9 protein-coding genes are annotated in these 14,516 nt (G+C 70.3%); 2 read left to right on the plus strand and 7 right to left on the minus strand.

The annotated features are described in order from the left end of the window. Nucleotides 1-2 precede the first annotated feature (2 nt). The gene (locus tag ACFYYH_RS28950) at nucleotides 3-4,292 is read right to left on the minus strand and encodes a discoidin domain-containing protein (protein ID WP_388556988.1); all 4,290 of its coding nucleotides are present in this window, start codon (nucleotides 4,290-4,292) and stop codon (nucleotides 3-5) included. A 320-nt stretch (nucleotides 4,293-4,612) separates the two neighbouring features. On the opposite strand from ACFYYH_RS28950, the gene ACFYYH_RS28955 reads away from it, so the two are divergent. Both ACFYYH_RS28955 and ACFYYH_RS28960 read left to right on the plus strand, forming a co-directional pair. Continuing rightward, complete coding sequence (locus tag ACFYYH_RS28955; RefSeq protein ID WP_388556991.1) at nucleotides 4,613-6,316, plus strand: ATP-binding protein; 1,704 nt, start codon at nucleotides 4,613-4,615, stop codon at nucleotides 6,314-6,316. Further along, on the plus strand, nucleotides 6,313-6,990 hold the full coding sequence (locus ACFYYH_RS28960) for a response regulator (RefSeq protein ID WP_388556993.1): 678 nt from the start codon (nucleotides 6,313-6,315) through the stop codon (nucleotides 6,988-6,990). Before ACFYYH_RS28955 ends, ACFYYH_RS28960 begins: the two co-directional genes overlap by 4 nt. A 163-nt stretch (nucleotides 6,991-7,153) precedes the next feature. Here the strand turns inward: ACFYYH_RS28960 and ACFYYH_RS28965 are convergent, their stop codons facing one another. From ACFYYH_RS28965 to ACFYYH_RS28990, 6 genes are all read right to left on the minus strand, one after another. Next, nucleotides 7,154-8,746, minus strand: a complete 1,593-nt coding sequence (locus ACFYYH_RS28965) for a cation acetate symporter (protein ID WP_388556996.1) — start codon at nucleotides 8,744-8,746, stop codon at nucleotides 7,154-7,156. Then, the gene (locus ACFYYH_RS28970) at nucleotides 8,743-9,399 is read right to left on the minus strand and encodes a DUF485 domain-containing protein (protein ID WP_388556998.1); all 657 of its coding nucleotides are present in this window, start codon (nucleotides 9,397-9,399) and stop codon (nucleotides 8,743-8,745) included. The genes ACFYYH_RS28965 and ACFYYH_RS28970 overlap by 4 nt, the downstream gene beginning before the upstream one ends. A gap of 96 nt (nucleotides 9,400-9,495) precedes the next feature. Continuing rightward, nucleotides 9,496-10,164: a response regulator gene (locus ACFYYH_RS28975; RefSeq protein WP_388557001.1), complete on the minus strand. Its 669-nt coding sequence runs from the start codon at nucleotides 10,162-10,164 to the stop codon at nucleotides 9,496-9,498. Continuing rightward, entirely contained in the window at nucleotides 10,161-11,372 is a 1,212-nt protein-coding gene (locus tag ACFYYH_RS28980) for a sensor histidine kinase (RefSeq protein WP_388557003.1), read from the minus strand. Before ACFYYH_RS28980 ends, ACFYYH_RS28975 begins: the two co-directional genes overlap by 4 nt. Continuing rightward, entirely contained in the window at nucleotides 11,369-11,878 is a 510-nt protein-coding gene (locus ACFYYH_RS28985) for a DUF1453 domain-containing protein (RefSeq protein WP_388557005.1), read from the minus strand. Before ACFYYH_RS28985 ends, ACFYYH_RS28980 begins: the two co-directional genes overlap by 4 nt. Nucleotides 11,879-12,088: 210 nt before the next feature. Continuing rightward, nucleotides 12,089-14,215, minus strand: a complete 2,127-nt coding sequence (locus ACFYYH_RS28990) for a type IIA DNA topoisomerase subunit B (protein ID WP_388557008.1) — start codon at nucleotides 14,213-14,215, stop codon at nucleotides 12,089-12,091. Between the last annotated feature and the right edge of the window lie 301 nt (nucleotides 14,216-14,516).

The raw sequence follows: 14,516 nt of genomic DNA on the forward strand, positions 1-14,516 counted from the left end.
CGCTACGGATTGATGATGATCCTGAATCCGGGTGTCGTGTTCCTGATGTCCACGGCGTTGTTGTTGAGTGTCAGACGGTTGAAGGTGACCTCACCGACGGCCGGCCCCTGGCCCGCCTCCGGCATCTCGTTCGCCCACAGACCGAAGCCGGACTTGGCGTCGAAGGCGTCACCGCTCTTGCGGGCTCCGGTGATCGAGATGTCGCTGAGGATGGTGTCCTTGATCGGGAACTGCGGCTGACCGCCCACATAGTTGGTCTGGAACATGATGCCGCTGTAGGTCGGATCGACGATGTCGACATTGTTGATCCGGATCCCCTGGAACACCTTGGACGCCGAGAACAGCCAGATACCGGGGAAGGTCTGGCTGCCCCAGAAGTGACCGCCGGACCGGACGATCGACACGTTCTCGATCGTCGTGGGTTCGGTCCCGAAGCCGTTCATCGCGTAGCCGAAGTCCAGCGAGCTGACCGTGATGCCCGAGTAGACGAGGGTGTCCGCGATGTGGATGTTGCGGAAGGTGTTGCGGTAGCCGCCGTAGACGGCCAGGCCCGCGGCACGCCACACCAGCGTCGCCGAGAGGTTCTCGTAGACGTTGTTGAACATGTCCGCGCCGCCCGCGTCGATCGCCGAGAAGAGCGCGAAGGCGTCGTCGCCGGTGGCCCGCGCGTCGTTGTTGACGACGTGGTTGTCCGTCGAGCCGTTGGTCATGTTGATGCCGTCGGCGAACGTGTTGCGGATCCGGGAGTTGCTGATCGTGATCCGGTCCGCGTTGGCGCCCCAGTAGAGGCACACGGTGTGCTCGTTCCAGATGTTGTCGATCGTGATGTCGGACACGTTGGACAGGTCGAAGACCTTGCCGGGTCCGTCGATGCGCGAGGTGTAGTTGCCGAAGAAGGCGAAGTTGCCGAAGGACGAGCCCTTCGCCGCCGCCTCCACCCGGAAGCCCGCGTCCGTGTTGTCCTGGGTCGACGGGGCGAAGAACCGGGTGAACCAGGGACCCGCGCCGACCACCTTGACCGGCTTGCCGTAGACCTGGAACTTGCTCGCCGTCTGGTAGTCACCGGCCGGCAGGTAGACACCGACGAGCCTGCCGGTGGTGTCCATCCGCACCCGGTCCAGCGCGTTCTGCACATCCTGATGGGTGAATCCGGCCGGCACCGTGTAGGTGGCCGGGTCCGGGTTCGCGACCGCGGAGGCCTGCTCCAGGTTGATGAAGTCGATCGCGTAGGTGTGCGCGTTCCCTGAGTCCTTCTGGAGGCGGATCTTGCTGCCCGCGGGGACGGTCCTGCCCAGCAGGACATTGGCCTCGTCGTAGATGTGGCGGGGCCCGCCCGCGCCGGGAGAGTTCCCCGGAGCGGTCTCGTTGCCGTACAGCCAGGCGTACTTCGAGGTGAGGTCGATGGCCTTGAGGAAGGTCCCGTCGACATAGACGTTCAGGCTGGAGTTGATCCCGCCGCCACCGGGCGCGTCCGGGATGGAGAACCGGGTGACCAGCGTGTTCGTGCTGGCCCTGGTGGTGAACTCGACGTAGTTGCCGGTGTTGTTGAGGGTGACGGCCTTACGGCCGGACGCCTCGCCCGCGACATCGCCGACGGTCCGGTTGGGACCGACGACCTGCGCGCCGCCACCCGCGACACCGTCCTCCGCCTCGTACATGTCGTACGGCATATTGGCGCCGCGGCCGACGAAGAGGGGCTGCGTGCTGGTGTTGTTCGCCCGCTTGACGGGCAGCTCGTTGGCGTCGTCGGCGAGGACCACCCGCACCGTGTACGAGCCGTTGACGGCCGTCCAGGTGCCGAGGCCCACCGGGGCCGAGGTCGCGCCCGCGGCGATGGCGCCGTTGTAGGTGCCGGTCAGGGTCCTGACGGTGGCGCCCGTCGAGTTCAGCACCGTCAGCGTGATGCCATGGGCGCCGGCCGCCGAGGCCACCGTGCCCTGGTTCTTGATCGCCACCGAGAAGGAGACGGTGTCACCGGCCGCGGGGCTGGACGGGGACGTGGAGACGGTGGAGGCGATCAGGTCCGAGCTGGCGACCGGCCGCACCACCAGCGGGCTCGCGCTGGTGTAGGTGTTGTTGGTCTCGTTCTGCTCGATGATCGCGTTGGCCGGGTCCGCGACAGCGCTGAGCTGGTACGACCCCGCGTCACGCGCACCGATGTTCGCGGTGACCGTGGCCGAGGCTCCGGCCGCGAGGGCGCCCACGGAACCGGTGCCGACCCTGGTGCCGCCGAGCCGGAACTCGACCGTACCGGCCGGGGAGGCGATCGCCCCGGTGTTGCGTACGGTCGCCGACAGGGTGATCGGGTCGGACTCGACCGGCGAGGCCGGGGCCGCGCTCAGCGCGCTGACCTCCAGGTCCGGGTTGGGTGCCGGGTTGCCGATCACCTGGAACTCCGCCACCTGGCCCGCGCCGGAGCCGGTGTTGGAGGTGAACCTGAGCTGGACATCGGCGACGCGCGCGCTGACCGGGATGGTCACGAGGTTGCCGCTCGCCGGGGAGAAGGCGTAGTCCCTGGCGGCCACCAGGCTGGTGAAGCCGGTGGCGTTCTGCTCGCGGCCCAGCACCTGGATGTTCTGGGTGCGGGCACCCCAGCTGCTGTCCGGGTTGAGCTTGACCACGACGCTCTGGGTGTCGGCGTTGGCGCCCAGCTTCACGGTGAGGGTGTTGGGGTAGCTGCCGCCCGCGCCCTCCCAGTAGGTCGTGACGCTGTTGTCGTTGGCGTTCTCCGCGACGAAGGTGAAGACCGAGGAGGACGCGCTGATGGGCTTGCCGACGGCGAGGTTCGACGCCGTCGGGCCCGGCATGCCGTTCCTGGTCACCAGGTTGCTGTTGCCCGAGACATTGCCCGCCGCGTCCTTGGCCCGCACGTAGTACGAGACCGTGCTGGTCGCGGGCTGGGTGTCGGTGTACGTGGTGACATTGCCCGCCACGCTGCCGCGCAGCACGTTGTTGGCGTAGATGTCGTAGCCCGTGACACCCCTGTTGTCCGTCGACGCGCCCCAGGCCAGCCTGATCTGGCCGGCGGCCGGCTCGGTGAGGGCGAGGTTGGACGGGATCGTCGGCGCCTGGGTGTCACCGGTGTCGCCCTGCCGGGTGACCGTGTTGCTGTTGCCCGAGACATTGCCGGCCGCGTCCTTGGCCCGTACGTAGTACGAGATGGTCGTCCCGGTCGGCTGGGTGTCCGTGAAGGTCGTGACCGTGCCCGCGACGCTGCTCCGCAGCTCGTTGTTGGCGTAGATGTCGTAGCCCGTGACACCCGTGTTGTCGGTCGACGGCCGCCAGGCCAGCCTGATCTGCCCGGTGACCGGCTCGGAGTAGGTCAGCTCCGTGGGGGCGGTGGGGGCCTGGGTGTCACCGCTCTCGGGGCCGTAGACCTCCAGCTCGGAGAGCTGGCCGCCGGGCTGCCCGGTGTTGGCCGTGATCAGCACCCGGACATAGCGCGTGGACGTGGTGTCGAAGGAGATCGTCACCGTCTGCGCGCCCGCGGGGCTGAACGTGTAGGCCTTCGACGCCGTGAGGTCCGTGAAGGCGGAGTTGTTGGCGCTGCCCTGGATCTTCAGGGTCTGGTCCCTGGCACCCCAGCCGTCCGGCAGGCGCAGCACCACCTGGTTGACGCCGACGGACGAGCCGAGGTCGGCCTGGATCCACTGCGGGAAGGCGTTGTTCCTGCTCTCCCAGTAGGTGGCCTTGTTGCCGTCGTTGGCGTTGCCGGGTCCGTAGACCTCGGTGAAGCTGCTGGCGCTCAGCGTCTTGCCGAGGGCCAGATTCACCGAGGCGGCCGCCGCCGCGCGCACCTCCAGCTCGGCGAGCTGGGCCTTCTTCCCTGCCGTGTTGGCGGTGAAGTTCGCCCGCACGAACCGCGCCTTGGTGGCCGGGAACGCCACGGTCACCTTGTTGCCCTGGCCCTTGCCGAAGGTGTACGTGGCCGAGCTCTTCAGCGTCGAGAAGCTGGTCCCGTCGGCGCTCGCCTGGAGGGACAGGGTCTGCTTACGGCTCTCCCACCCCGCGGGAAGCTTCAGCACCACCTGGTCGACGCGCTTGCTGGAGCCCAGGTCCGACTGCACCCACTGGGCGCCCTTGCCGTTGCCCTCCCAGTACGTCGACTGGTCGCCGTCCGTCACATTGCGGGCCTTGGTGTCGCCCGTACTCGCGCTCGTCGCCGCGGTCCGCCCCGCGGCGATGTTGGGACCGTCGGCCGCGGCAGCGGTGAACGACGGCCAGCCCATCATCAAAAGACTGGTGGCTATGGCGGCGGAGAGGACCCGCCATCTCCGGCGTAGCGATCTCATGGATCCCCGATCTTCGGCCTCGGCGCGGGGGCGGCGAGGGCGCGGCTCTGGCTGCCTGCCGGTGTGGCAAGCATTTGTGCACTGATGAACAGGGTCTTTTGCGTTTTGCGGTCAGAGAGTTGCAGAGAACTGCCAGTCCGTCCACTGCTCGGACAGAACCAAATCCCGTGGGACGCCTCCCGAGTTGACACCCTCCGCGCCACACCAGCCTGTTTTTGGCCGCCCATCAGGCAAACGTAAGTGATCTGCAAACCTTGCGGCTTATTTGCGTAACTGTGGAAATTTCCGAAAGGCAGTCCGGCCCTCTACCGTTCCTCCACATGAGCGCCGGACCGAGCACCGCGGAGAGACGACGGCGATTCGGCTGGCCGCGCCGGGTCTTCTCACAGGTGCTGCTGATGCAGCTCGCCATCGCCGCGGGCGTCACGGTGCTGGCCACCGGGCTCTTTCTGGCGCCCTTCAGCCGCGAGCTGGACACCCAGGCGATGAGCCGCGCGCTGGCGATCGCGGAGACCGCCGCCTCCGCCGAGACCGCCGCCGATCTGCTGGCCTCACGGCCGACGCCCGGGGGTCCCGTACAGGCCGAGGCCGAGCGCATCAGAAAAGCCACCGGCGCCGAGTATGTGGTGATCATGGACAGACGCGGGGTCCGCTGGTCGCACACGGATACCGGCCAGATCGGCAAGGTGGTCTCCACCGACCCCAGCGAGGCCCTCGCGGGCGCGCATGTGCGGGAGATCGACAGCGGCACGCTCGGCCGCTCCGCCCGGGGCAAGGTCCCGTTGCGCGACGGTACGGGCCGGATCGTCGGGGCCGTGTCGGTCGGTATCGCGTACGACAGCGTCCGTGACCGGCTGCTCGCCGCGATACCCGGGCTGCTCGCCTATGCCGGCGGAGCGCTGGCGGCGGGGGCGCTCGCGGCCTATCTGATCTCCCGGCGGCTCCAGCGCCAGACCCATGATCTGGCCTTCTCCGATATCTCCGCGCTGCTCACCGAGCGTGAGGCCATGCTGCACAGCCTGCGGGAAGGGGTCGTGGCGCTGAACGGGAGCGGCCGGATCCGGCTGATCAACGACGAGGCGCAGCGGCTGCTGGGGCTCGGTCCCGATGCCATCGGGCGGCCGCTCGACGAGGTGCTCGGGGCGGGACGCACCACCGAGGTGCTGACGGGACGGGTACGGGGTGAGGATCTCCTGGCGGTACGGGGCAGCCGGGTCCTGGTCGCCAACCGGATGCCGACCGACGACGGCGGCGCCGTCGTCACCCTCCGCGACCGCACCGAGCTGGAGCGGCTGGGCCGTGAACTGGACGCCACCCGCGGACTGATCGACGCGCTGCGCGCCCAGGACCATGAGCACGCGAACCGGATGCACACGCTCCTCGGGCTGCTGGAGCTGGAGATGCACGAGGAGGCGGCGGAGTTCGTCACCGAGGTGGTCGGGGTGCACCGGGTCACCGCCGAGCAGATCACCGAGCGCGTCCACGATCCGCTGCCGGCCGCCCTGCTGGTCGGCAAGGCCACGGTCGCCGCGGAGCGCGGCGTCTCACTGCGACTCTCCCCCAGGACACTGCTGCCCGACCGGCTGGTGGACCCGCAGGGTCTGGTGACGGTCGTCGGCAATCTGGTGGACAACGCGCTGGACGCGGCGGCCGGTTCCGAGGACCCTCGGATCCAGGTGGAACTGCGCGCCGAAGGCCGTACCGTCATTCTTGTGATCTCCGACAGCGGCCCCGGTGTCCCCGCCGCCCATCGTGAACTGGTCTTCTCCGAGGGCTGGTCGACCAAGGAGCCGCCGGCCCACGGCAAGCGCGGTCTGGGGCTGGCCCTGGTGCGCAGACTCGCCGAGCGGCAGGGCGGCAGCGCACGGGTCGGCGAGTCCGCCGACGGGGGCGCCGAGTTCACCGTGGTGCTCCCGGAAGCCCTGACCGAGGCGGGGACAGAAGCGGACAGGGAGACGGACACGGAGACGGCGACGGCGACGGCTCTTCCGCCGGGTGCGGCCGTCGCGAGGGAGACCCGATGATCGATGTGCTGGTCGTGGACGACGACATCCGGGTCGCGGAGATCAACACGGCCTATGTGGCCAAGGTGGCGGGCTTCCGGGTGGTGGCCCAGGCCCACTCGGCCGCCGAGGCGCTCGGCCGGATCGCCGAACGCAGCGTCGATCTGATCCTTCTCGATCATCATCTGCCGGACGAGAACGGGCTGTCGGTGGTACGGGAGTTGCGGCGGCTCGGCCATCAGACCGATGTGATCATGGTGACGGCGGCGCGCGATGTCACCACCGTCCAGGCCGCGATGCGCCACGGCGCCCTCCAATATCTGATCAAACCCTTCAATTTCGCCGGTCTGCGGGCCAAGCTGGAGGCGTACGCGACACTGCGCCGCACCCTGGACCGCGGCGGTGAGACGGAACAGTCGGAGGTGGACCGGATGTTCGGGGCCCTGTCCGCCGCGAGCGCCCCGTCCCTGCCCAAGGGCCACTCCTCCGCCACCGCCGCGCTGGTGCGCCAGGCGGTGATGAACGCCGACGGACCGCTGTCGGCCCAGGAGATCGCGGAGAACGCGGGCATGAGCCGGCAGACCGCGCAGCGCTATCTCAAACTGCTGGAGCGGACCGGACAGGTGCGGCTCACCCTCCGGTACGGCGGGACAGGGCGCCCGGAGCACCGCTACACCTGGGCGGCGGGCACCTGACGGAACGGCCGCGGCAGGACCGTCCGCCTCCCGCACCGGGCGGCCGGGCCCGGCGGCCCGATGTCCGAACGGGCCACGGGCCGCGGAGTCTCGGACCGCGGGTCCTCGACCGCGCGTCGTCAAACCGCGGGTCGTCAAACCGCGGGTCCTCGACCGCGCGTCCTCAGACCGCTCCCGCCCCCGTCAGTGAACGGACCTCGGTCTCCGCGTGCCTGGCCTCGTCGGGCGGCTCGGACGAGGTGACCGTACCGATCCAGCCCGCGAGAAAGCCCAGCGGAATGGAGACCACACCCGGGTTCTGGAGCGGGAACGCCTGGAAGTCGAGGCCGGGGAGGATCGCCTCGGGACTCCCCGAGACCACCGGCGAGAGCACCACCAGCACCAGGGCCGGAACCAGCCCGCCGTACACGGACCAGACCGCGCCCCGCGTGGTGAAGTTCCGCCAGAACAGCGTGTACAGCAGTACGGGCAGATTGGCGGAGGCGGCGACGGCGAACGCGAGACCGACCAGGAAGGCGACATTCAGATCCTGGGCCAGCAGACTGAGCGCGATGGCCACCGCGCCGACACCCGCCGCCGCCAGCCGGGCCACCGCCACCTCGCCGCGCCGCTCGGCGTGCCGGCGCCTCAGCGAGGCGTAGAGGTCGTGGGCGACGGAGGCCGAGGAGGCGAGGGTGATGCCCGCGACGACGGCCAGGATGGTGGCGAACGCGACCGCGGCGACGATCGCGAAGAGAACCGTTCCGCCCGTCGACCCCGCCCCGCCGCCGAGATCGAGCGCCAGCAGCGGGACCGCCGTGTTCCCCGAGGCGTTCGAGGCACGGACCGCGTCCGAGCCGACCAGCGCCGCCGCGCCGAACCCGAGCACGATCGTCATCAGATAGAAGCCGCCGATGAGACCGATGGCCCAGACGACCGAGCGACGGGCCGCGCGCGCGGTGGGCACGGTGTAGAAGCGGGACAGGATGTGCGGCAGCCCGGCCGTGCCCAGCACCAGGGCCAGCCCCAGGCTGATGAAGTCGAAGCGGGCGGTCCAGTCCCCGCCGTACTTGAGCCCCGGAGCGAGGAACTCCTCGCCGTGGCCGCTGTGCGCGACGGCGGTGTTCAGCAGGGCGTTGACATCACCGTGGAAGCGGACCAGCACGAGCACGGTCAGCAGGACCGTCCCGGCCATCAGCAGGACGGCCTTGACGATCTGGATCCAGGTGGTGGCCCGCATCCCGCCGAGGCAGACGTAGACGACCATGAGCGCGCCCACGCCGATCACGGTCCAGGCGCGCGCGGACGGGCTCGTACCGCCGAGCAGCAGCGCGACCAGGCTGCCCGCCCCGACCATCTGCGCCACCAGGTAGAACACCGAGACGGTGACCGAGGAGGTCCCCGCGGCGATCCTGACCGGCCGTTCGCTCATCCGGGCCGCGACCACGTCGGCGAGGGTGAACCGGCCGCAGTTGCGTACGAGTTCGGCGACCAGGAACAGCACGACCAGCCAGGCCACGAGAAAGCCGACCGAGTAGAGCATGCCGTCGTAGCCGAACAGGGCGATCAGGCCCGAGATCCCGAGGAAGGAGGCCGCGGACATGTAGTCGCCCGCGATGGCGAATCCGTTCTCCATCGGCGAGAAGAGACGGCCGCCCGCGTAGAACTCCTCCGCCGAGCCGCGGCGGTCACGGCTCACCCAGGTGGTGATCCCCAGCGTGACGGCGACGAACGCGCTGAACAGCACCAGCGCCAGGGTCTGGTGGTCGCCGGTCATCGGGCCCGGCCCCGAACCGTCTCCCCCGCCGGTTCCCCGGCCGGTGCGTCGGCCGGTCCGTCGGTCCGTCCCCCGGTCGGGTCCACGCCCGGCCCCCGGGGCCGCGCCTGGTCGAAGACGCTCCAGCGCAGTTCGAGTGCCGCCCGGTCCCGGCGCAGCCGGGCATGGCGCGCGTACGCCCAGGTCAGCAGGAAGGTCGAGAGGAACTGGCCGAGGCCGGCCGCCATCGCGACATTCACCGCCCCCATCACGGGTCGCGCCATCAGCTCCGGCGCGGCCGTCGCGGCCACGACATAGGCGAAGTACCAGAGGAAGAAGGCGAGCGAGGCGGGGACCACGAACCTCCGGTAGCGGCTCTTGACCTCCTGGAAGGCCGCGCCGCGCCGCACCCGCAGATAGATCTCGGCGGCCGGGAGCCCGCCCGCGCCGTACGCGCCGTCCCCGTCCCCGTACGCGCCGTACCCGTCCCCGTACGCGCTCTCCCCGTCCCCGTACGTGCCGTACCCGTACCCGGGAGCGGCGTCCCCGCCCGGCGGCGCGGGCGCCGTGGGGCTGCCGGATCCGGCGGGCTCGCCCCAGTCCGAGGCCAGCGCTTCGTACCACGGGTCGTCGAGCCGCACCGCTGCGGCGTCACGCCCTTCCTGCTTCTCCACCGGTCAACTCTCCTTGTCAGCGAACCGTTTCGGCCGCGTTGCAAGGATGGTCGGAGGGGCGGGATTCCGGACCGGTCTCGCCCCGACTTCACCCCATCAGGTGATGGTTGTCCCAGGTGGCATGATCAGTCCCCGTTGGTAGGCGTATCGCACGGCCTGGGCGCGATCACGCACCCCCGTCTTGGCGAAGAGATTGTTGATGTGGGTCTTCACCGTGGCCGCCCCGATGTGCAGCCGCTGCGCGATCTCCTTGTTGGAGAGCCCTTCGGCGACCAGCGAGAGCACCTCGGCCTCCCGCGCGGTCAGTCCGTCCGGCAGCTCCACGGGCCCGGACGCGGCGGGCTCCGCGGTGACCCGTTCCAGCAGTCTGCGCTGCACGGCGGGCGCCAGTCCCGCCTGCCCCGCCAGTACGTCCTCGACGGCCCGGACGATCTCCTCGCCCTCCGCGTCCTTGGTGAGATAGCCGCGCGCGCCCGCCCGGAGCGCGGCGAAGAGCGAATCGTCGTCCGCGTAGGTCGTGAGCACCACGACCTGGGTCCTCGGATGCCCGGCACGGATACGGCGGGTGGCCTCCACACCGTCGCAGCGCGGCATCCGCAGATCCATCAGGACGACATCGGGATCGAGTTCGGCGACGAGGGCCACGGCCTCCTCGCCGTCCCTCGCCGCGCCGACGACCTCGATGCCGGGCAGCAGCCCGAGCAGCATCACGATGCCCTCGCGCACCACGGCCTGGTCGTCGGCCACGATCACCCGGGCCGTCACGCGGGCACTCGCAGACGCACGGTGAATCCCTTCCCCTCACGGGTGCGGGACCCTGTGGAGCCCTCGCTCCCCGGGGAGCCGCCGGGGCCCGCCTCCAGCGTGCCGCCGAGCAGTTCGGCGCGCTCCCTCATCCCCAGCAGACCGTACCCGGAGCCGGCGGCCCCCAGCCCGGCCGGGCCCGCCCCCTTCCCGCCGGAGTCCCGTATGTCCAGCGTCACCTCGTCCGTACCGTAGGTGAGCACGATCCGCACGCGCGCCCCCGGCGCGTGTTTCCGTACGTTGGTCAGCGCCTCCTGGGCCACCCTGCGCACCGTCTGGGAGGCCTCGGCGGGCAGGGGCCGCGGCGCACCCTCGACCGTGACCTCCGCGCCGTCCATCGCGGCCAGCTCGCGGAGATGGTCGCCGAGGGGCGCCATCTCGCCCCGCAGGGCGGAGAGCGCCTGGCGGGTCTCGGCGAGCCCCTCGCGCGCCATGGAACGCGCGGCGACGACCCGCTCCAGGATCTGGTCGCGGAACGCTCCCCCAGGCTCCCGCTCGATCCGCAGCCGGGCCGCCTCCAGATGCACGAGCTGCGCGGAGAGGCTGTGGGCCAGGACGTCATGGATGTCACGGGCGATCCTGGCGCGCTCGGCGAGGGCGGCCGACTCGGCCTCGGCGGCGCGGGCGGCCCGCTCCTGCGCCAGCAGCCGCTGGGCGCTGCCGCGCGCCTCCGCGTCGAGCCGCAGCACATAGCCGCCCAGGAGCAGCCCCGCGGTGGTGAGCGACGTGGTCAGCCAGGAGTCCTGGTCGGCCACGACGAATCCGCCGAGGGCGAGACAGGTGGTGGGCAGGGCGGCGGCGAGCGGCAGCCGTTCCATGGCCGTGACGGCGCAGCCGCACCAGAGCACGACCGCGGCGATGTCGAACCCCGTCCGGTGCGCGGCGAGGGCTCCGCCCGTCAGCGCCACCAGGAGCACGACCGAGGGCCACAGCTCGTGCCGGAGGGTGGTGCGGTAGAAGGCCCAGCCGCAGAGGACGAGGGCGCACGTGGCGCCCACGGCCGCGGCCGCCGCCCAGCCCTCCACCGGGCGCCGGCTGAAGGTCGACCACAGCAGGGATCCGAGAGCGAGTATCCGGATGGACCGGGCCAGCCGGCGCCGGGCCTCGGTACGGCCCTGCCGGGTGAGAGCCTCCCGGGAGGGCCAGCTCGTCCAGACGTCGGCGGTCACACACGGTCCTTCCACGGCGCGGGGGCTGTCCCGCCACCGTACGACGGGTGTACGGCACGGGCCCGCCACCCCAGCATGCCCCTGCGGGCCAGCACGGAGGCGGCGAGGGCGAGGAGCAGCGCTCCCGTGCCCTGGTGGACGCCCCTCAGCGCGCCGATGCCCGTCAGCCCGGCCCGCAGGGCGACACCGCCGGTCCAGACCGCGATCGTGGCCCCGGTGCCCCTGGTCCACACGGAGCCGTCCTCGGCGGTCCATAGCCTGCTGGTCCCGGCCCAGCCGGCCCCGATCAGCAGCCCGGACACCAGCTCGGCTCCGAGCAGGAGCAGCGACAGCGACCGGTCGTGCGGGTCGACGAGACCCGGCTCACGCAGGGCGAGGACCACCAGCACCGCCGGGAGGACCAGCAGGCCACGGCCGCCGGTGGCGATCCGCTGTGGCGTGAACTGGCGTACGGCGACCAGGGCGACCACGGCGACGATCACCAGGACATTGACGGGCGAGGACATGCGGTGCCTCCGGGGACGAAGAAGTTCAGCGACTTCGACGTTACGGAGAAGCCCAGGTCAGGGCATCGGCGCCGGGGTGGACCACAGGTGGAAACGCGGCCTCCACCCGTGGGTGGAGACCGCGCTCCGAAGGATGCCGCTCAGGGGACGCCGCTCAGGCGCGGGCGTATGTCCGGTACCGGATGTACGCCCGGGGTCCCGCCACCGGTCTCAGGCGTCGATGCGCGAACGGTCCAGCGTCGCCGCCGAGCTGGTGATGAACTCCTTGCGGGGCGCCACCTCGTTGCCCATCAGCAGGTCGAAGATCTGCTCGGACGACTCCAGGTCCCCGATGTTGATCCGCCGCAGGGTGCGGTGACGCGGGTCCATCGTGGTCTCCGCGAGCTGGTCGGCGTCCATCTCGCCCAGGCCCTTGTAGCGCTGGATGGAGTCCTTGAACCGGATGTTCTTGCGCTGGTACTCCAGCAGCGTCTGCCGCAGCTCGTTGTCCGAGTACGTGTACACGTACTTGTCCTGGCCCCGCTTGGGCTGCACCAGCTCGATCCGGTGCAGCGGCGGCACGGCGGCGAAGACCCGGCCCGCCTCCACCATCGGCCGCATGTAGCGCTGGAAGAGCGTGAGCAGCAGACAGCGGATATGGGCGCCGTCGACATCGGCGTCGACCAGGAGCACGATCTTGCCGTAGCGGGCCGCGTCGATGTCGAAGGTGCGGCCCGAGCCCGCCCCTATGACCTGGATGATCGCCCCGCACTCGGCGTTCTTGAGCATGTCCGAGACGGACGACTTCTGCACATTGAGGATCTTGCCCCGGATCGGCAGCAGTGCCTGGAACTCGCTGTTCCTGGCGAGCTTGGCCGTACCGAGCGCGGAGTCGCCCTCCACGATGAACAGCTCGCTGCGGTCCACGTCGTCGCTGCGGCAGTCGGCGAGCTTGGCCGGCAGCGAGGAGGACTCCAGCGCGGTCTTCCTGCGCTGCGCCTCCTTGTGCTGGCGGGCCGCGATCCGGGTGCGGGCGGCGGCGACGGCCTTCTCCAGCACGGCGCGCGCCTGCGCCTTGGCGTCGCGCTTGGTGGAGGTCAGGAACTCCTTGAGCTCCCTGGCCACGACATTGGAGACGATCCGGTTCGCCGCGGAGGTGCCGAGGACCTCCTTGGTCTGGCCCTCGAACTGCGGCTCGGCGAGCCGCACCGTGACCACCGCGGTGATGCCCTCCAGGGCGTCGTCCTTGACGATGTCGTCCTCGGCGACGCGCAGCATCTTCGCCGAGCGCAGCACCTCGTTGACCGTCCTGGTCAGCGAGCGCTCGAAGCCGCTCACATGGGTGCCGCCCTTGGGCGTCGCGATGATGTTGACGAACGACTTGACCGTGGTCTCGTACCCGGTGCCCCAGCGCAGCGCGATGTCGACGCCCAGTTCCCGGGTGACCTCGGTGGGTGTCATGTGCCCGCGGTCGTCCAGGACCGGCACGGTCTCCTTGAAGGTGCCCTGGCCGGTCAGCCGCAGCACGTCGCAGACGGCCTTGTCCTGTGCCAGGTACTCGCAGAACTCGCTGATGCCGCCGTCGAAGCGGAAGGTCTCCTCGACCGTGCCGTTGCCCTCGCTCTCGCCGGCGGCCCGCTCGTCCCTGACGACGATGGTCAGTCCGGGGACCAGGAAGGCGGTCTGGCGGGCGCGCTGGTGGAGCGTCTCCAGGGAGAGCTTGGCGTCCTTGAGGAAGATCTGCCGGTCGGCCCAGTAGCGCACCCGCGTACCGGTCCGGGTCTTGGGCACCCGCTTGCCCTTGATCAGCCCGTTGGCCGGATCGAAGGGGCTGTCGGGTCCCGGCTCGGTGAAGATGCCGGGAACCCCGCGCCGGAAGCTGATCGCGTGCGTGGCGCTGTTGCGGTCCACCTCGACGTCGAGCCGGGCGGAGAGCGCGTTGACCACGGAGGCGCCGACGCCGTGCAGACCGCCCGAGGCGGCGTACGAGCCGCCGCCGAACTTCCCGCCGGCGTGCAGCTTGGTCATGACGACCTCGATGCCGGACAGGCCGGTCTTGGGCTCGACGTCGACCGGGATGCCCCGGCCGTTGTCCCTGACCTCGACCGAGCCGTCCTCGTGGAGGATCACCTCGATGTGGTCGCAGTACCCGCCCAGGGCCTCGTCGACGGAGTTGTCGATGATCTCCCAGAGGCAGTGCATCAGGCCACGGCTGTCGGTCGAGCCGATATACATTCCGGGGCGCTTGCGGACCGCTTCGAGCCCCTCAAGGACGAGCAGGTGCCGCGCGGTGTAGTTGGAGCCGTCACGGTCTGCGGTCAGCAGCGCAGTGGACGGCACGGACGTCTCGGCGGTCACGCGGTTCGCTCCTCGCTGAATTTGAGATGTGGCCCCGTGGGGTAAAGGCCCGGCGTCTGTCACCGGTCAGAGGGTACAGAGGCCTGGTAGAGCCGTTGTCACGCCACCCTCGCGATTTCTCATGCTAGTCCAAGGTCGCATAGGTGTTCGATCCCTCGTCGGGGTGAAGCACACATCACGTTCCCTTCCAGGCATGAACCATTTAGGCTCCGGGCACGTCCTCATCAACAACCGGCAAGCCAGCCGGCGAGGGCGCTCCCCACAGACAAGCACTGTCAAGCAACGCGAAACCCGTAGAGCG

The sequence above is a fragment of the Streptomyces sp. NPDC002018 genome, assembly GCF_042890865.1.
Classification (GTDB): Bacteria; Actinomycetota; Actinomycetes; order Streptomycetales; family Streptomycetaceae; genus Streptomyces.